Origin of the sequence: Rhizobium sp. NZLR8 (assembly GCF_019685025.1) — a bacterium.
Taxonomy (GTDB): domain Bacteria; phylum Pseudomonadota; class Alphaproteobacteria; order Rhizobiales; family Rhizobiaceae; genus Rhizobium.
Genome location: NZ_JABDVY010000016.1, coordinates 53,494 through 71,948, shown reverse-complemented (window position 1 = coordinate 71,948; position 18,455 = coordinate 53,494). Strand labels below are relative to the sequence as shown.

The 18,455-nt window shown below is 58.6% G+C and carries 18 protein-coding genes and 1 pseudogene; 15 read left to right on the top strand and 4 right to left on the bottom strand.

Going from position 1 to position 18,455, the window contains the following annotated elements:
• The first annotated feature begins 55 nt into the window (after positions 1–55).
• A complete protein-coding gene (locus tag HJB89_RS27300; protein ID WP_129557811.1) occupies positions 56–1,276 on the top strand; it encodes a hypothetical protein in 1,221 nt (406 codons plus the stop codon).
• Positions 1,277–1,344: 68 nt separating this feature from the next.
• Positions 1,345–2,259 carry a hypothetical protein gene (locus tag HJB89_RS27295; protein WP_011654639.1) on the top strand — a complete coding sequence of 305 codons (915 nt, stop codon included), beginning with the start codon at positions 1,345–1,347 and terminating at the stop codon, positions 2,257–2,259.
• Positions 2,260–2,310: 51 nt separating this feature from the next.
• Here the strand turns inward: HJB89_RS27295 and HJB89_RS27290 are convergent, their stop codons facing one another.
• Positions 2,311–3,453: a site-specific integrase gene (locus tag HJB89_RS27290; RefSeq protein ID WP_011654640.1), complete on the bottom strand. Its 1,143-nt coding sequence runs from the start codon at positions 3,451–3,453 to the stop codon at positions 2,311–2,313.
• 189 nt (positions 3,454–3,642) lie between these two features.
• Here HJB89_RS27290 and HJB89_RS27285 point away from each other — a divergent pair, with 189 nt between their 5' ends.
• Positions 3,643–4,791, top strand: coding sequence for an RHE_PE00001 family protein (locus tag HJB89_RS27285; RefSeq protein ID WP_162039386.1), 1,149 nt, complete (start codon positions 3,643–3,645; stop codon positions 4,789–4,791).
• A gap of 76 nt (positions 4,792–4,867) precedes the next feature.
• On the opposite strand, the gene HJB89_RS27280 is transcribed toward HJB89_RS27285, so the two are convergent.
• Positions 4,868–5,128 (bottom strand): hypothetical protein, encoded by a 261-nt coding sequence (locus tag HJB89_RS27280; RefSeq protein ID WP_041936681.1) that lies wholly within the window; start codon positions 5,126–5,128, stop codon positions 4,868–4,870.
• Positions 5,129–5,179: 51 nt separating this feature from the next.
• Positions 5,180–5,404, bottom strand: coding sequence for a DUF2188 domain-containing protein (locus tag HJB89_RS27275; protein ID WP_011654643.1), 225 nt, complete (start codon positions 5,402–5,404; stop codon positions 5,180–5,182).
• A 116-nt stretch (positions 5,405–5,520) separates the two neighbouring features.
• Here HJB89_RS27275 and HJB89_RS27270 point away from each other — a divergent pair, with 116 nt between their 5' ends.
• The 3 genes from HJB89_RS27270 (at position 5,521) to HJB89_RS27260 (ending at position 9,641) form a co-directional block, all read left to right on the top strand.
• Positions 5,521–6,645: an ATP-binding protein gene (locus HJB89_RS27270; RefSeq protein ID WP_011654644.1), complete on the top strand. Its 1,125-nt coding sequence runs from the start codon at positions 5,521–5,523 to the stop codon at positions 6,643–6,645.
• A 1-nt stretch (position 6,646) separates the two neighbouring features.
• Positions 6,647–8,905 carry a S8 family peptidase gene (locus HJB89_RS27265; protein ID WP_041936682.1) on the top strand — a complete coding sequence of 753 codons (2,259 nt, stop codon included), beginning with the start codon at positions 6,647–6,649 and terminating at the stop codon, positions 8,903–8,905.
• A 394-nt stretch (positions 8,906–9,299) separates the two neighbouring features.
• Entirely contained in the window at positions 9,300–9,641 is a 342-nt protein-coding gene (locus HJB89_RS27260) for a hypothetical protein (protein WP_244432392.1), read from the top strand.
• 164 nt (positions 9,642–9,805) lie between these two features.
• On the opposite strand, the gene HJB89_RS27255 is transcribed toward HJB89_RS27260, so the two are convergent.
• Complete coding sequence (locus HJB89_RS27255; protein WP_011654647.1) at positions 9,806–10,774, bottom strand: GlxA family transcriptional regulator; 969 nt, start codon at positions 10,772–10,774, stop codon at positions 9,806–9,808.
• 107 nt (positions 10,775–10,881) lie between these two features.
• Between HJB89_RS27255 and HJB89_RS27250 the strand changes: the two are divergent.
• The 9 genes and pseudogenes from HJB89_RS27250 (at position 10,882) to HJB89_RS27210 (ending at position 18,445) form a co-directional block, all read left to right on the top strand.
• Positions 10,882–11,193: pseudogene (locus HJB89_RS27250) on the top strand (putative quinol monooxygenase).
• 51 nt (positions 11,194–11,244) lie between these two features.
• Complete coding sequence (locus tag HJB89_RS27245) at positions 11,245–11,874, top strand: YbhB/YbcL family Raf kinase inhibitor-like protein (protein WP_011654648.1); 630 nt, start codon at positions 11,245–11,247, stop codon at positions 11,872–11,874.
• A gap of 26 nt (positions 11,875–11,900) precedes the next feature.
• Positions 11,901–12,275 carry a hypothetical protein gene (locus HJB89_RS27240; protein WP_011654649.1) on the top strand — a complete coding sequence of 125 codons (375 nt, stop codon included), beginning with the start codon at positions 11,901–11,903 and terminating at the stop codon, positions 12,273–12,275.
• 382 nt (positions 12,276–12,657) lie between these two features.
• Positions 12,658–12,966 (top strand): hypothetical protein, encoded by a 309-nt coding sequence (locus tag HJB89_RS27235; RefSeq protein WP_011654650.1) that lies wholly within the window; start codon positions 12,658–12,660, stop codon positions 12,964–12,966.
• 259 nt (positions 12,967–13,225) lie between these two features.
• Entirely contained in the window at positions 13,226–13,699 is a 474-nt protein-coding gene (locus HJB89_RS27230) for a carbon monoxide dehydrogenase subunit G (RefSeq protein WP_026242413.1), read from the top strand.
• Positions 13,700–13,753: 54 nt separating this feature from the next.
• Positions 13,754–14,686, top strand: coding sequence for an alpha/beta hydrolase (locus HJB89_RS27225; protein WP_011654652.1), 933 nt, complete (start codon positions 13,754–13,756; stop codon positions 14,684–14,686).
• A gap of 15 nt (positions 14,687–14,701) precedes the next feature.
• Positions 14,702–15,568 (top strand): xanthine dehydrogenase family protein subunit M, encoded by an 867-nt coding sequence (locus tag HJB89_RS33650; protein WP_011654653.1) that lies wholly within the window; start codon positions 14,702–14,704, stop codon positions 15,566–15,568.
• A gap of 23 nt (positions 15,569–15,591) precedes the next feature.
• Entirely contained in the window at positions 15,592–16,074 is a 483-nt protein-coding gene (locus HJB89_RS27215; protein ID WP_011654654.1) for a (2Fe-2S)-binding protein, read from the top strand.
• Positions 16,067–18,445 carry a xanthine dehydrogenase family protein molybdopterin-binding subunit gene (locus tag HJB89_RS27210; protein ID WP_011654655.1) on the top strand — a complete coding sequence of 793 codons (2,379 nt, stop codon included), beginning with the start codon at positions 16,067–16,069 and terminating at the stop codon, positions 18,443–18,445. The genes HJB89_RS27215 and HJB89_RS27210 overlap by 8 nt, the downstream gene beginning before the upstream one ends.
• The last annotated feature ends 10 nt before the right edge of the window (positions 18,446–18,455 follow it).

Sequence of the window (18,455 nt, the reverse complement as noted above, 5' to 3'; positions counted from 1 at the left end):
TCACATCATCACGGACAACACGACTATGGACTGTAAAACCTAGCCGTAAAATCAATTGGAATCGCTGTCCCACATTACAGGTTGTGAACATCGCAAAAAATGGCAGCTTTACAACAGGTCTGGTGATTCGCGATTTTCGCCGGAATCAACCAGCAATACGAGCAGTGTGATGGCAGTTCATTCAATTGCATACCGAATATTTCCGGCTTCAGCCTGTCCGCCGGCTCTCTTGCATCTCAGTCCCGCTGGACACCTCTGCGAGGTTGACACCGATCAGGTCGGGTTGAGTGCGCTGAGTGAAATCATTCAGACGGCACCCGGATCAAATCCCCTACCTCTGCTGTTCGACGAGCTCTTGTCGCCGGGCACTGCGCAGCTCGTCTGGAAGGGGTCGGGACCGGGGCGAGGTGTTGAAATTAGGAGGGCGTTTTCCGGCCTTTTTGGGCGGTTCTTTGCCCGCGCATATCTGGAACGCTACTATGGTTTCACCTGGTTTTCTCCGATCAGTGGTTCGCCATATAATTTGAGCAACAGGCTGAGGGTCGTACGCCAGCCAGGCAGAGAATTCGATTTGCCTGACTGGATCATGGCCGGTCCGGGTGTGCTTGCCATTGGTGAAGCGAAGGGGTCTCACGCAAAAGGACCGGCCCCGACTTCTGGCCTGCCAGGTCCACTGCGCACTGCGTACGAGCAGATTTCAAGAGTCTGGGTTCAGAAGGTGGACCCCGCCGGCGTTTGGGTAAACCGACAGGTGAAAGGCTGGGGCGTGATGTCGCGATGGGGTGTCGAGAGCCCTGCTCGCAGGGCATATCATTGTGTTCTGGACCCGGACACTGAAGGGGAGCCGCTGAGCGGAGAGGAGCTCGAAGAGGCCATACAGGACGTCGCCCGGTCGCATGTTGCTCTTCTCCTCGATGGGCTGGGAAGGCCAGACCTTGTTGATAAGAGAGCGAGCCCAGGCTTCAGTCCTCAGCAGGTTTCGGCAACGATAGAAGGGCTAGGAGAACGCACGTTCATCGGAGGTATCGTCAACAACTTCGGTTTTCTCCCGATGTCCATTGATGATGCCCGCGCGGTGCAAGCGAGCCTGCCAGAGCGCCTGCGCCCCACGGTCCGGTTCCTCGGATTGGAAACAGACGTTGTGGAACAATATCGCTCGGGCTCTGTCATCAAGGCTCAACCTTTTCGTATCGATGCAAGTGGACCCAGTTTGAGTTCCGACGGAATGATGCTGGCGCCGCTTGAGCGGATCGACCCAGTTCCGTCGACAATCTGATCATAACCTCCACTACCGGTGCTCCGATCAAATCGGAGCGACCTCTCGACCTAATTTCGGAATCGCAAGTGAAGAAACTTTTTAAGCAGCTCGGCCTGCACAAAATCGAAGTGTGCCTGAAGCTCCAAGCGACGGAAATAATACAGCTTGAGCGAAAGTCGGAACTTTTGCCGGATTTTGACTTCGTGTCCTACGGGGGGCTAAGCGAGAAAGATTATCCGATCTGGCACGAATTCGAGTTCGGTAACGAATTCCTGTTCATTCATCGGCTCAGGATGAGTGACTATGGTTACTTCGTCGACGACGCCCCGGAAGATGACGACAACTTCGAGCTTCCGAAATACACCTCTGGAAGGGCAGGATACGGCGAGGCTGGTATCCTGAAACTGGAACTCCATACCGTCGATAGGTTCGGGTGCCGGGCGATGCTCCGGGGCCTGCTATCTGGTTCATCCATCGAGATGAATATGGACGTGCGTTTCAAATTCATCGCCGCTGGATATCGTGAAGGCGAAACAAGGCTTAGACATGCGGCCGAGGCGATAGCCGAAGGATGGGCGTTTGAAGAAGAAGGGAAGCTCAAACAAGCCTTCTTTTCCTATTACGCTGCATTGGACAGCTTCATCGATGCGGAACGCATCAAGCTCAACGGCGGCTTGGATGATGACGAAATAGATGAAGAGATACATGAAAATATAATCGCTCCCGACATTAGGTTGAACGAGAAGCTTCGGCATGTCGTAAAGCGCAACCTGCCCACCAATTTGAACGGACTCAATGGTCTGAGAATTTGGGGCGAAGTCTTTGGTCGATTTAATCGGATCACAGAGACCCGAAACGCTATTGCCCACAACACGAAGATCGCAGTAATCACTCACGATGACGTCAACGTATGCTTCTCGACCCTGGCAATTATCATTGCGATCGTTCAGGAGCAGTGCTTCGACGAGCCCGCGATCTTGGAGTGCTACGGTCTAAGCTAGGCGCCGCGGACAAAGCGATCCCTTTCAAGTGGATTTAGCCCGCGAATTGTATCAAAGCATTCGAGCTGCGCGGCCGCTCCGGCGCGTGGCATTGTTATAGTAGCTCGATGCCTGCTGTACCGAACGATGACGCGACTGCTCCATAGCCTCTGGAAGAGGGATACCGCGGTTCGCCGCCTCGGTCAGATATCCCGATCGGATCCCGTGCGCGGAAAACTCCCCACGCTCTAATCCAGCCAGTTCCACCCGCTGCTTGATGATCGCATTGACCGACTGCGGATCGATCGCCCGTCGCGAAACAGTCCCCCATCGCCCGATCGCCCGAAACACGCTGCCGCTGTCGATCTTGGCGGCCACCATCCAGGCATTCAGCGCATCCACCGGCCGACCGGTCAGGTAGACAACGTCGTCCTCGTCGCCGCTGGTCGTCTTGGTGCGGCCGAGATGGATGGCGAGAGAGGGGAGGGGGCTCCCGCCTTCGACCGGAATGGGCGGTTCGACGGTCAGCTGCTCGCGGCGCAGCCCGGCGATCTCGCTGCGCCGGCGACCGCCGGAGGCAAAGGCGACCATCAGGATCGCCCGGTCCCGCAGATCGCGCAGACTGTCGGTCGCGCAGGTCGCCAGCAGTCTTGCCAGGACGTCGCCGGTGACCGCCTTGGCGCTCTTGCGAAGACGTTGTCTTGGCGCGGCTCGGATCGCCAGCCGAATGGCTGATTTGAGGGCAGGGGAGGCGAACGCGCCGTCGAGGCCCCGCCACTTGGTCAGCGTCGACCAGTTCGCCAGCCGCCGCCGCACCGTGGCTGGCGCGTGTGGACCGACGGATTTCAGAAACCCTTGGCTCCTGAGGCTTTCGTCGACGTCGGCCGGCATGCCGTGATCGGCATCCGTCTCGCGGTGTCGTGGGTCCCAGAGATGATGGGCAACGAATTTCAACAACAGCGCCTCGGGCGCCGGCCAAGGCAGGGAACGTCCGGTCGCCGCCAGACCCCAGGCTTCGAGGTAAGTGAGATCGGAGGTCAGCGCCCGCAGCGTGTTGTCGCCCATGCCCTGGTTGACCAGGTGGCGCAGCGTCTCGACGTCGTGGTCGGTGAGCAGTTCGGCGAGTTCGTCGCGGCGCTCGAGCGGTAGGACGGCGGCGATCGTGTCGAGTTCTTCGGCGCGGCGATCGACGGCAGATTTTTGCAGTGGCGGCATTTCGGTTCCTGAAATGGCTACGCGGAAGCTTCACGGGCCGGTGGCGAAGGCCACTTTCGGTGATTTGCCCCGCAAAATCAATCTACCATCGATAATTGGTAGTTATCGGTGGTTAGAGCGCCATCCGACAATCATACGATGCGAGGAACCATAATATTCATATAGAGTTCGTTTAGTAAATCGTTTACCATAATATCAATGGCTTACGATCTCGCCAAAATCAGCATGACAGCCTTGATGCAGCCGGCTTTCGACGCCGCCATCGCGCTGACGCGTCTGGACGAACGGATCGCCCGTTCGCCGGTCGGCGCGGGGTGGATCGAACGCACCCATTTTGCCGACGCCTGCGCCTCGCTGTGGGTCGACGGTGAACTCGTCCATCTCGAAGACCTTGTCCTGCACGACGCCACCCGCGACATCCGCACCCCGACGCACGAACTGACCATCGCCCGCGACGTTCTACGGACCCGCCGGCGCATTGCCGCGCAGTCGCCGGATTGGGCGTTATCGACCGAGGGTATCCGAAATTTGCGACAGACGTCGGACAGCAATCCGGCCGGCGCTGAGGCGGGGCAGCCAAGCGACGTCATTCGGCCGGCGGTCGCCATCGATCCGGAAGGGGAGGGGGACGACTTCGATGACATCGAAAATCTCCCCGGCGTTGACTATGCCGCCATCGATGCGGTGCTCGCCCGATCGGAAGCCGCGATCGAGAGTGCAACACGGCCTGGCGACGCCGGAGGCAACAGGGCTGCCGAAAAAGATCCGATGATCTATGATCTCGACTGGGACGAGGATGAGCGGCTGGAGGAATGGCGAACGGTGCTGCGGCAGACGGAAAATCTGCCGGCGGTGTTTCGGGCGATCGTCGCCCTCGATGCCTGGAACGAGATTGCGGTGCTGCAGCATTCGCCCTGGCTCGGCCGGCTGTTTTCCGCGTCGATCCTGCGCCAGGCCGGCGCCACGTCAGGCGCCCATCTCGCCGCCGTCAATCTCGGCCTCAAAACCATTCCCGTCGATCGGCGCCGGCACCGCGACCGGGAGACCCGGCTGCTCGCCATCGCCCACGGTTTTTTGGCGACCGCCGAGATCGGCATGAAGGAGCATGACCGGCTGGCGCTCGCCAAAAAGATGATGGAGCGGAAGCTGGAGGGGCGCCGGACCTCTTCGAAATTGCCGGATCTGGTCGAGCTGGTGATGGCAAAACCGTTGGTGTCGGCGGGCATGGTGGCGAAGACGCTGGACGTCACGCCGCAGGCGGCGCGGCGGATTGTTTTGGAACTCGGCCTCAGAGAGATGACGGGGAGGGGGAGGTTTCGGGCATGGGGGATTATCTAGTCGGAAAAATTCTTTTGCCGCCTTCTACGACGCCGTTTTCCTGTCGCCCAGGCTTCATAGGCTTTAGCTTTCCCGATCAGTTCAGGGTGAAGCGCTTCCAGGGTATCGCCTGAGTAGGCACCCGCGACAGAAAATCAACGAGATCACGTCGGCCACGATATGTCGGGACGCCGTGGCTGTTTTGCGCCATGAGAACAATCGGCACGCCGGGGAATGCTGGCTGGAAGCTATACGCAACCTCATCGGCTTGGGGGCCGCTATTGATAACGTGCGGCTTAACAATGACGATGGCGAATGTGACGCCCTGCTCGCGAACTAATGCGCCTTCAAACTGCATTTCTTCTCTCCTTTGATGAAGAGGCCGCCTCATTCCAGGCGGCCTCAGGTTTTAGCCACGCGGCGGGAACGGGTCGCGACCGTAGGAATCCTTGTCCCGGATTTGTCCGTTGGGACGGTGGATGACTACTTCGCTCTGCTGGTTGATCGCAATCTTGCGAGCAGCAGCAGCCGCGTCGGCCTGCGTTCCATGGGTGGAGGTCACTCGCTGATTTCCAGCGCCCCGCACGGCCCATTCGCCGTTATGGGGAACCACATGTTGATTTTTATTTGTCATCGCATCAGATTCCTTTTTCTTGAGCGCCATATCAATTTACATTAATCAAAATTTAATTGTCAATACGGCTATTATCGTTTACGAATTGGAATAGAAATTTTATACATGGAGTGATCATGACCATTGAGATGAAAAATGTGCTGGAGTTGGCCGATGCGGCACTTTCCGCTGACTACACGCGCGTACGCAGAGCTGCGAATGCGCTCGCGCGAGATCTCGACAAGAATGGTGAGACTTCCATTGCCAAGGAACTGAAGGCCCTGGTGCGGAAGAGGGGGGTGCCTTTGAAGGCGTCTGGCTACGTGGAATCGCTACCCGTGGACTCGAAATCCCGCTTGCCGCTTGTCGAGGAGCAGACCTGGCCCGATACGCCTATTTTTCTGAACGAAGGCGGGTGGCATGTGTTCAGCGATTTCATCGCGGATGCCCGGCGCATTGATGACCTGAGCGCCAAAGGATTGGCGTCACGTCTTGGGCTTCTGCTCTCTGGCCCGCCAGGAACAGGCAAGTCTCTCCTTGCCGGCCATATCGCTGCGCAGTTGTCTCGTCCGCTATATGTCGTCCGGCTCGACTCGGTCATCTCCTCTTTGCTCGGGGACACCGCCAAAAATATCCGTTCGGTGTTTGATTTCGTGCCGGCGCGAAACGCCGTTCTTTTTCTCGATGAGATGGATGCAGTCGCAAAGCTGCGTGACGATCGGCACGAGTTGGGCGAGCTCAAACGCGTCGTCAATACTGTCATTCAAGCGTTGGACGGGCTGGACCCGAGCTCGATCGTGGTTGCTGCAACCAATCATGCGCATCTTCTTGATCCTGCAATATGGAGGCGGTTTCCTTATAAAATTGAACTCGGTCTTCCGGATGAAAGCGTTCGCGCTGACCTTTGGCGCCATTTTCTTTTTGAGGACAAAGATGAGGAGGGTCGCGCCGAGCTATTCGGCGTCGTGTCCGAAGGGTTGTCGGGGGCCGATATCGAAACGATGAGTCTGTCGGCGCGGCGTCATGCCGTTCATGAGTCGCGTAACATTGATTTTGGAGCCGTCGTTGCGGCTCTGCTGGAGCCGCGTTCAGGCCGTACTGTCCCTGTGCAGCGGCAGCCATTGGATGCGGAGCAGAAACGCCAGGTAGCAATAGCCCTCAAGGAGAAGTACGCCATTGGGGGGGCGGATACCGCCCGCATTCTCGGAGTTTCACGGCAAGCCATCTATGCTTACCTGAAGCAACAGGAAGGGGAGGTGTAGTATGGTGGAGCCGAGAGACCAACCCCTTCTCTATCCCGTTCTGAGCCTTCAGATGGATCCGGCGCTGCGGAGTCCGACGGGGCGTGGCAAAGGCATCGACAGCATCGTCAAGGAGCGGCTCGGCCGGCAGCAGGACGTGCTCGCGAGCGAAACACGCGACATTTATGAACACCGGACAGAGTTGCCCACATACTCGGGTTTAACGCACCTAGTCGTTCGGATGTTCAGTGAGGATTCCCTTGCTCCAACGCACACCCCCGATGACTTGTTCTCGCAGCGTCATGGATGCAGGCTCGTTGCTCCTCTTCCTGGCGGCTATTTGATCGAGGCTGATGTCAAAGAATTGCCTCGCCTCCTTCACGCAATCGAACATCCAATCGGCTATGCGGTGCAAGCCGACATATCCCGTGTTTCGTCTCTCGGACAATTTGATGCGAAAAGTCGTTTGCGCGGTCGATCGGTCAATGAACTCTGGAATTCCGCACCGGAAGATGATGACGGACGTTTGTTCGTTGTTTGGCTTGCGCCGTTCCGCGATCGAGATGCCAAGGCCGAAGTCCTCGAGCGTATCCAGGGCTTTGCCAATGAGAGGCTGGTCATGCCGACATTTACCAGCGTGCGGCTCACGCTCGGGACATCTGAGGAAACGGAAGAACCGCGTTCTCTCACGACACCACGACAATCCAGCATTGCACGGGCAATGCGAGATTATCGAAACACCGGCGTCGGACGCGCTACAGTTCGAATTCCGAACAAAGAAGGGTTGAGACAGCTCATCGCGTCAGGCGCTTCTTATCGCATTGATCCTGTGCGGCCGATCAGAGTGGCAGCACCTGGCGAAGGAGCGGAGCCTCCTGCACCAGTAATCGATGAGAACGCTCCAATCGTTGCCGTCGTCGATGGCGGTCTGCATGCGCGAAGCTACACTGCGGCTGAAGCTTTCAGGGCGACACCTTTCGTCACGAACGCCCAAGCCGACAAGCCGCACGGAAATAGCGTTAGCTCCCTCGTTATCCACGGGCACGCCTGGAACAAAAATCGCTCGCTGCCTGAACTAAACTGCCGTATCGGAACTGTTCAGGCCGTCCCCCATCGGAACGCCAATCGGCGCTTCGATGAGCGGGAGTTGGTAGACTATCTGGCGGAGGTTGCGCGTCTTTACCCAGAAGCGCGCGTCTGGAACATCTCTGCCAATCAGGATGGCGCCGGTTTGGATCCCTCCGAGGTCAGCGTTCTCGGCCATGAAATCAGTCTTCTGGCGAGATCGGCTGGATTTCTTCCAGTGATCTCCGTTGGAAATGTCAGCCCGGACAACAATTCCCGGCCCAATCCGCCAGCTGATTGCGAAGCCGCGATTGTCGTAGGTGGCCGTCAGGCACTCCCGGATGGAACGCCAGGCGACCGTTGCCCTGCCTGTCTCCCCGGTCCCGGCCCCGATGGGATGATGAAACCGGACCTATCGTGGTTTTCGAATCTCAGGATGCTGGGTGGGGTCGTCGATACGGGAAGCAGTTACGCAACGCCGTTGGTGTCGTCTTTGGCAGCCCACACTTTCGATAGCTTACGGGAACCAACGCCGGATCTGGTTAAGGCTCTCCTCATCAATTCAGCCGAGCGAAGTGAGCACGATCCCAACCTCGGTTGGGGAACCCCGTATCAAGGGCACCTTCCTTGGACCTGCGTGCCCGGCAGTGTCACGCTTGCGTGGCGGGCACAACTCGAGCCGGGAACCGCATACTACTGGAACGATATTCCCATCCCTCCCGAGCTGGTGCGTGACGGAAAATTGTTCGGACGCGCCAGCTTGACCGCTGTTCTGCGGCCTCTCGTGTCGCCGTTTGGCGGCGCTAACTACTTCGCTTCCCGCTTGGAGACATCTCTGGCGTATCAGTCTGGAGCGGATAAGTGGCCGTCGCTACTTGGCTCAATGAAAGAGTCGACGCTTCCGGAAAACGACGCTCGCGATGAGCTTCGCAAATGGCAGCCTATCAGACGGCACTGCAGGGACTTTTCCAAGGGGAGCGGGCTTGGGTTTTCCGGTCCACACCTGCGGCTTTATGCCCGCGTGTTCATGCGTGATCTCTACCAATTTGGGTGGACGCATCACAGCCAGGCGGGGGCGCAAGAAGTTGCGTTCGTGCTTACGCTTTCAAGCGCGGACGGAGAAAAGTCGATCTATGACTCAACTGCTCGTGCGCTCGGAAACTTCGTCGAGAGCGCCGTCTTGAATCAGGACATCGAGGTCTCGAATGAGCTTTAAGGTGCGGTTAAAGTCTCTAAATTGGTAAGATTTTCTCACCACGTCCTTCAGTTTGGGCGTCTCATTGCCTTCATCAGTTTGCGATTGCCGTCTCCGACGGGTTTGAATTTCAAGGGCACACACTTTCCAGGAAGATACTGTCAAGCGCATTCATACAACGACACCCACAGCCAGTAGCTGTCTCCAGAAGCGAACGCAATTGCATCCCGCAAACATCGATTTGACTTTGACATCTTCAGAGAAAAGCAAATACTACTTTGGGGTGACGGGTTCGTGCGACTAGTGCAGCTCCGAGGAGACGTCACGGTTGCTTGGGACGGCGCCAGCGATAACGCTGGAATGCGGGAAGTGCGAGGCTGGGGATTTGACGGCGAGGGGACAATCTGCGTGGCCGATGCTCACGGCCGCGAAAGCAGCTGCAGATCATTGTGACATCGACACCGTTTGCATTGATTTGAATCCTTTCGAGCACAAGGAAGTCGCGATCTTCAGGAATAGGCTCGCTGCATTGTCGCCTCATGACCGCAACTATTGGCGCGGCACGCTCTACAGCCGCGACCAGAGCTTTGCCGTCATCAGAAGCAACCGGGTATTCTTGCTTGTCATGGTGGCTGGATCGGTCGTTGGAGCGTTTATCGGCGGACAGCTCCCCGGCATTGTCCCGAGCGCCGTGCTGCTGCCAGGGCTCACTTTGATCCTCGTGATCTCCGCGATCAAGATATGGCGGCACTCGTGACTACGAGCGCCGTGCCTGCAACCGCATGATTTTCAGCGGTTCTGCGACGGGCGTTTCTATGGCATAAGGTGTTGGAGACCAGCACATGGGCAACGGTAGTCCACAATCGCGAAGCGAGCGGACACACGTCGGGAGACCGGACCCGCAGCGTCGATGCTTTTCGTTCATGGGTTGTAAACAGCCCGCAGTTCACGCACCCCGCGTCCAAGCCGCCGGCGCAGCAGCGTGCGTAGGGTGACCCCGTCGGCATAGCCTATCTCCGTGGCGATCGACTCGATGTCCTTGCGGCTTGTACGCAAGAGGTGAACGGCCCGCTCCACGCGCAGGTCCTGAAAATACGATAGCGGCGACTTCCCCAGGACAGCCTCCATGCGGCGTTGAAGCGTTCTTTTGCTGACATGGAGGGCGTCCGCCGCCACGTCAAGAGAGAACCCTTCGTGCAACCGATTGCGCGCCCAGCGTTCGAAGTGCTGGATCAAGGGATCGGCATTCGCCAGGTGCATTGGTATCATATACGGGGCTTGTGAGGGCCTCGTATCCACGAGCAGATAGCGTGCGACCATGTCGGCAAGCGCAGGACTGGTTTGGCGCACCAGCCAAAGGGCGAGTTCCAGATGCCCCATCGCAGCGCCAGCGGTGACGACATCGCCCGATGGCACCAACATTCGCCGCTCGTCCAGGCGAACATCAGGATATTGTTGACGAAATAGCGGCCCCAACCACCAGGCCGTCGTCGCCTCGTGACCAGCCAAGAGGCCCGACTCAGCCAGCAGAAACGTCCCGATGCACGCCGCACCGATCCGCGCGCCGTCGGCATGCCAGGTTTGCAGTTGGTCAGCTGCATCGTGGGACTCGCGCCCATCCAGTAGCTCTAGAAGCGGCCCAGGCATTTTGGTCCCCAGCGCTGGAACGATCACCCAGTCGGGCTGCCTGATTGTGGCTGCGGGTTGCACCGGCACGCTCAGGCCAAGCGAGGTCTGTACGGTCTCCCTGACGCCGGCCATGACGCATTCGAACCGTGGGATGCGCAAGGACTCAAGCTCAGCCAGTTCGTTCGCAGTGGCGAGTGTGTCGAGCACGGCTGCCAAGCCGGTGTCGAACACATTGTTGTGGGCAAGGACGACGATCTTCATGGCGCTTATGATACCGAAAATGTCATTTGCGGCAATACCGTTGAGGAAACTCGGGACCTAATTTGGTCTTCGTCGGATGTTCGACGTCAGTGAAGGAGTTCAATGCCATGATCCAGTATGCCCTGTTTGCCCGTCTCGAAGCCAAGCCCGGCAAAGAGGCAGAAGTCGAAAACTTCCTATAGGCAGCGCTCGAAATGGCACGGGACGAAGGCCCGACCCCAATCTGGTTTGCCTTGCGACTCTCGCCCTCGACGTTCGGCATCTTTGACGCGTTCCACGACGAAAAGGCGCGGCAGGACCACCTGTCCGGCCCGATCGCGCAAACCCTGATGGCAAAGGCACCGGATCTGTTCGCTACGGCACCCGCCATCGAGTTGATCCAAGTGTTGGGCCTGAAGAACGAAACGACTGCGAACTGACAATCGCGTCGAGGACAGGCAATGACCTCGACCAATTTAGAAAGCAATCACATGACCCTGAATGTATCTACCCGGCTCTCGCTGCTTGTCGCGCTCCTAGCCAGCGCGACTGGTCTTGCGTCCGCGCCGGCCGTTGCCGGTTCGACCGACAAGTTCGAGCTTTCCAGCCCTGACATCGCGCCCGGCAGCAAAATCGACGATAAATTCGTCCTCAACGGCTTTGGCTGCAAGGGCGGAAATATCTCACCAGCCCTGCAATGGAAAAATGCCCCGGCTGGCACCAAGTCATTTGTCCTGCAGGTCTATGATCCGGATGCACCCACCGGCAGCGGTTTCTGGCATTGGACGGTCAATAACATCCCGGCCAACGTCACGCAGCTGACCCAGGGTGCCGGCAATGCCCCGGCAAACCTGCCGGCAGGCGCCTATGGCGGCGTCAACGACTTCCAGGACACGGGTGCAACTGGCGGCAACGGCAATTATGGCGGCCCGTGCCCGCCGGCTGGCGACAAGCCGCACCGGTACGAATTCTCGCTTTTCGCACTCGCGGTTGATGACATCGACGCGGCAGCCGGCGTTCCAAAAACTGGCACGGCAGCGCTTCATGGCTTCGTCCTGAACAAGGGCCTTGGCGACAAATTGCTGGGCAAGGCGTCCTTCACTGCCGCCTACGGCCACTAATCCATCATTAAAATCTGGAGATTATTATGAAGAAACTTATTCTCGTACCGATCCTGCTGGCCTCGATGACCGGCGTTGTCTTCGCCGCCACTCCCTTCAAGACGGTCAAGACCGAAAAAGGCGTGGTCCTTTCCGGCGAAAAGGGCCTGACGCTTTATACCTTCAAGAAGGATGAAGCGGGAGCCTCGAATTGCTACGACGAGTGTGCCCAGAACTGGCCCTCGGCTATTGCCGCCGGCAACGCCAAGGCCAATGGCGCCTACTCGATCGTAACCCGCAAAGACGGCACGAAGCAGTGGGCAAAGGACGGAAAGCCGCTCTATTATTGGGTCAAGGACGCCAAGCAAGGCGATGTCACCGGCGACGGCGTCGGTGGCGTTTGGGACGCAGCGAAGCCTTGATTTCCAGCAGCGGCGCGGAAGCAGTAGCTTCCGCGCCGCCTTTGTATGAAGTGCTTTTCAGACGATCGATCCGTCTGCCCCTCGGTAAGCTTGGCAAGCCATCGCCACCTGCTATTGGCCCAGATGGAGCCGCTGACTTACCCGGCACGGTCTCTTAACCTGATCATTCAGCGGCCACCCGTTCATTGCAAGGCGCGCGCTATCTTGCCGCTAATCTGGTCTGCGTGAGGCATTTGGGACAGCCATAGTAATCCGGCATCGGCTCGTAGCAAAATGATATTGGACCGGTATCAGAGCCTGGATTACCGTGACAATCATTCAAGGGCTCGTCCCTTGACAGGCGGAATGGAGCCGCCTTTGGGAGATATAGGAGGAGGAAATCTTGATCGCAGCTTTGGTGCTGTTCCCCGTTCCCGCTGGAACGACGATGGAGCAGATAAAGGAAGCGTACGAGCTGTCGGCGCCTCGCTTTACCGGAATGCCCGGTCTTCTTAGCAAACACTATCTGTTCGACGGCGCCGGTCAGGGCGGAGCCTTCTACGTTTGGTCGACGCGGGCTGATGCGGAAGCACTATACACCGAAGAGTGGCGCCAGTCGCTGACGCAACGCTATGGCGCGCCACCGACCCTTTCGATCTACGAAGTGCCGGTCGCCATCGATAACGCGGCGGCCTCGCGCACCTTTTCGTAGAGGCAAAGCACGTGTGCCCCGACCGCCGCGTTGTAAGAGCTTCCATCGGCCAGGCGGTTGTCCATCTTGTGAAGCCGCCGAATGAGATTTGTGGTCCGCGACATTAGCGGCTTGATGGACGGGAGCTGGCGCGGAGCGCCGGACGGGTTGTCGAATTCTATTTCAATTCAGGTCGGGGCGCGAAGCGACTTCGGCCGGTTTGGTAAGGTACGGCGCATCTAAGAGAGAGGCCGGCCAAACGTATCCAGGGAGGTTGATGATGGCGGTTCTGCTATCTGGAAATTATTCTTTGCCAGCGAGTCAGGCTGAGGTTTACGCCGCGCTCAATGATGCGGACGTCCTTCGCGAATGTATCCCAGGCTGCGAGGAGCTGGAAGCTCGTGCAGACGGTATATTCGCGGCTGTGGTCCGGCTCGAGCTTGGTCCTTTGAAGACGCGCTTCCGAGGTAAAGTTCGCTTGGAGGATTTGGATCCTCCGAACGGCTACCGGATCATAGGCGAAGGTGACGGCGGCATCGCCGGGTTCGCCAAGGGAGGTGCTGCTCTGAAGCTGGCACCAGACGGCGAAGGCGGAACACTTCTGTCCTACGAGGCCGAAGCCAACGTCAACGGCAAGATCGCTCAGCTGGGACAGCGTTTGATCGCCAGCACCAGCAAGAAAATTGCCGATCGCTTTTTCGAGACACTCGTGAAGCGTCTGCAAAATGAGACCGTCACGGCTGAAGCGAAATAGAAATTCCCGGTTTCACCGACCCCTCATTCAATCGACGAATTGAAAGGTAGAAGTATGCCTAAGGTTACGGAATTAACGTTCTTTAGTGAAGGCTTGAAGCTCAAGGGCTTGCTCTATGAGCCGGACGATCTCAAGCCGGGAGAAAAACGCCCCACCGTCGTGTGCTGCCATGGCTACACCGGCATGAAGGACGTATATCTTCTCCCCGTTCCTGAGCGCTTGGCTGTGCACGGTTACGTGGCATTCGCATTCGACCATCGCGGCTTCGGCAAGAGCGAGGGTGTGCGTGCGCGTCTGATACCGCCCGAGCAGGTGGAGGATATTCGCAACGCGATCACCTTCGTCTCCACTTTGCCCTCAGTGGATACCGACCGCATCGCTCTCTACGGCACGTCGTTCGGCGGGGGCAATGTCGTGGTCGCGACCGCAACCGACGATCGCGTCCGCTGTGTGGTGTCTGTTGTGCCCGTTGGCAACGGGGAGCGCTGGCTGAAAAGCCTTCGCAAGCACTGGGAGTGGCTGAAGTTTCAGGACGTCCTGGCCGAAGACCGCCGCCAGCGGGTTCTGACGGGAGAATCCCGCCGCGTTGACGTCACGGAGCTGATGCCTGGCGACCCCCACTCACGGCAGGTCATCCAGGAGAAGGTGAAGGCGGCAGAAACCTATACGCAAGGCTACCCTCTGGAAAACGCCGAAGCGACTCTGCGGTGGAAACCGGAGGATTTCGCGCACGCCATTGCGCCCCGTCCCATCCTCTTCATGCACACCGAATGCGACGGCTTGGTGCCGATCGACGAGTGCTACGCACTTCATTCAAAGGCCAAAGAGCCGAAGAAGCTCGTCACTATTCCGAACGCCGACCATTACGACGTCTATCAATTCGTCAATCCGGACGTGTTCGAGAAGGTGATCGCGGAATCGATCAAGTGGTATGATCGCTATCTCAAGGCGGATGCGCCGCAAGAGCGCATCGCAGAGATCGCTTAAGGGAGGCAAACCAACGTGGCGCTACCGGTTTTTGACTACTTCGCACCCAAAAGTATCGAAGAGGCTTGCGCAGCACTGGCATCCAATCCGGATGGGGCAAAATTGCTCGCCGGGGGGCAGTCGATACTGCGTGTCATGAAATTCCGCATCATGGCGCCCGAGCTTCTGGTGGATGTAAAGGCCATACCCGGCCTGCGCTACATCGAAGGTGACGCCGATACGCTGCGTATCGGCGCCACCTCAACACAGAGCGACGTGTTGCGCAACGACGTCGTCCGGAAGGAATTCCCGTTGCTGGCCGAGGCCATTGCCAGGATCGCAACGACGGCGGTCCGCAACACCGCGACGATCGTCGGCAATATCTGCGTCGGACATACTGCGAGCGACCCGTCTGCGGCCTTGCTCGCCCTCGACGCCGAACTTGTCGTCGTGAGCCTTGAGGGGGAACGCATCCTTCCAATCAGCGAGTTCTTCGTGGGTCATATGTCAACTTCCCTCGATGCCGCTGAGCTGGTTCGCGAAGTGCGCATACGCAGACGCAATGACAAGCCGGGAATGGCCTATCTGGCGCATGCCGGAAGAGCTGCCATGGAAACCCCGCTTGTTGCGGCAGGAGCAATCGTTTCAACCAGGAACGGCATCTGCAGTAGTGCAACCATCGCACTCGCCGGAGCCGATGAGACGCCTGTCCGTATTTCGCGAGCGGAGGAGGCTCTCATCGGGTGCAAGCTCGACGATGTGGCGATCCTTAAAGCGGCGGCCATCGCGGCGGAGGACTGTTCGCCAGACACTGACGTCTACGCGTCCGGAGAGTACCGACGCAGGCTTGTGGGAGTTTATGTGCGCGACGCCTTGCGGGCGGCAGCAAGCCGCGTGGCGTAGGCTTTAGGAGGAGGAACCACATCATGCGCAAAAACATCACGCTTGTGATCAACGGGGCATCACATTCGCTGGATGTGCCAGCGAACACACTCTTGCTCGACCTCCTGAGATGGGAAGTCGGCCTGACAGGCACCAAGGAAGGATGCGGTGAGGGCGTTTGCGGCTCCTGCACCGTCAACGTCAACGGCGACCTCGTCAGATCCTGCTTGACGCTAGCGGTCCAGGTGGACGGCAAGTCGATCACGACGATCGAAGGCATGGCCGATGGTGATACGCTTCATCCGCTCCAGCGGAAGTTCCTGGAGCTCGGCGCTGTCCAGTGCGGTTTCTGTTCGCCAGGCTTGATCGTCACTGCCGACGCACTCTTGAAAAGCAATCCAGACCCGACGGAAGCCGAAGTGCGCGATGCACTCAGGGGCAATCTTTGCCGCTGCACCGGCTACGTGAAGATCATCGATGCCGTTTTGGCAGCTGCAAGCGAAATGCGGAGCCACGCACATGAATAATCCCGATCAAGAATTCAACGTCATCGGCAAGAACGTCATCCGCGAGGAAGGTCCGGGAAAAGTCACCGGCCTTGGCAAATACGCCATCGACCTCGAATTTCCACGGATGCTTTGGGCAAAGATCAAGCGCAGTACGCGCCCTCATGCCAAGATCATCAACATCGATATCAGCCGCGCGCAAGCCTTGCCGGGTGTTCATGCCGTCATCGTCGACAAGGACTGCCCTCAGACGTTGTTCGGGTTTGGCTGCTATGACGAGCCGCTGCTCGCCCGTGGAAAGGTCCGCTATATCGGCGAGCCGGTGGCAGCGGTCGCAGCCGAGAGTGAGGCGATTGCCGAGCAAGCCTGTGATCTGATCGAGATCGACTATGAGGACCTGCCGGCAATCTTCGACCCGTGGGAAGCCTTCGAAGCCGATCCCAAGGTGATCATCCACGAAGACCAGGCCAACTACCGCCGCGTGCCTATCGGACCCGCGCAATACGATCCGAAGCACCCCAACGCGTTCGGTTACTACAGGATCCGCACCGGCGAGGTGTCGCAAGGCTTTGCGGAAGCGGATGTCGTCCTGGAGAAGACCTATTCCAACGCCATGATGGCGCACGCCACCATGGAGCGGCACAATTCGATCTCGCTGTGGGACGCCGACGGCAAGGTAACGGCCTGGTCGTCCGCTCAGGCCGCCTATCCGCTGCTGAACCAGATCAGCGAGGCGCTGGACATCCCGCATTCGCGCGTCCGGGTCATCATCCCGAAATATGTCGGGGGCGGTTTTGGCGGAAAGATCGAAATGAAGGCAGAAGGCTTATGCGCCGTGCTTTCCCGCGCCGCCGGCCACAGACACATCAAGATCATCTACACCCGGGAGGAATCACTCTGCTGGGCAGGGGTGCAGCATCCTTTCGAGATGCGTATCAAATCGGGTGTGCGCAAAGATGGCGTTATCACGGCGTGCGAGATGTTCGTGCTCGTCAATGGCGGCGCCTACGCTCAGCACGGCTTCCTCGTCACCCGCCAGGCGAGTTACGGTCCACTTGGCTCTTACCGCTTCCCTCATTTCAAGCTCGACAACTACGTTGTCTATACCAACAACCCTCCGGGCGTCGCCTATCGCGGTTTCGGCAACACCCAGATCCACTTCGGACTGGAGTCTCACATCGATGAGCTCGCGCACGCAATCGGAATGGATCCTTACGAGATTCGCCGCAAGAATGTCCTCAAGGAAAATGAGATCAACGCAGCCGGCGAAATCCAGCATTCGGTCGCGGGCGCCGAGCTGCTTGACGAGATAAAGGCTGGTCTGGAGCGTCACGGCCCCTTGCAACGGGAAGACGGACCCTGGCGCCGCGGCAGGGGCATCGCCTTTGCCAACAAGGACAGCGTTGCCCCGTCGGCATCCTCTGCCATCGTTAAGATCCATAACGACGAAACAGTCGAAATCCGCCACAGCGCCGGTAATATCGGCCAGGGCAGCTCGACAACGCTTATCCAGATCACCGCGGAGTTCTTCAAGGTCGGGCCTGAGCGGGTCAGGACGGCCGAAGTCGACACTTGGGTCACTCCTTACGACCAGCTGACGGGGTCGAGCCGCCTTACATTCGCGGCCGGCAACGCCGTCCTGATGGCTTGCGAGGATGTGAAGAACCAGATCCTGACGATGGCGGCCCAAATGATGCAGGCAACCCCAGAAGAGCTCGATCTCGCCGATATGGTCGTCTTCGTGAAGGAGAACCCGGGTCGCTCCATGCGGGTCAAGGACCTCTTCCGCACGGTGTTCTTTACCGGTTCCTTCCTGCCGACTGGCGGCGAGTTGCTGGGCAAGGCGACCTTCACAGTGCCCTCCAGCAAGATCGACCCGGAGACCGGGCATGCCGCCAACGACGGTATGCGCAAGATCTTCTCCTTCTGCACCCGCGCGGCCCAGGCCGTGGAGGTGGCGGTCAATATCGAAACTGGCCAGGTCAAGCTGGAGAAGATCGCGATCGCAAACGATCTCGGCAAGGCGATCAACCCGATGTCGTGCGAAGGTCAGATGCATGCCGCAATCTCAATGGGGCTAGGCCAGGCGATCTCGGAGGAGCTGCAGATCAGCGAGGGAAGTGTCGCCAACGGCGACTTCTCGTCCTATCGCTTTCTGACGGCAAAAGATGCGCCGTCGAACGATCACGTTTCGACCCACATCGTGGAGATCCCCCAGTTCGACGGACCTTACAAGGCAAAGGGCTTCTCGGAAGCAACGACGTCGCCGACGGCGCCCGCCATCGCGAACGCGATCTTCGACGCCGTCGGCCTTCGTCTCCGACACATGCCGATGACGCCGGAGCGCGTCCTCGAGGGGCTCGATCGCCTGACTTCTGCAGATAGAGACTGACACTTCAGGG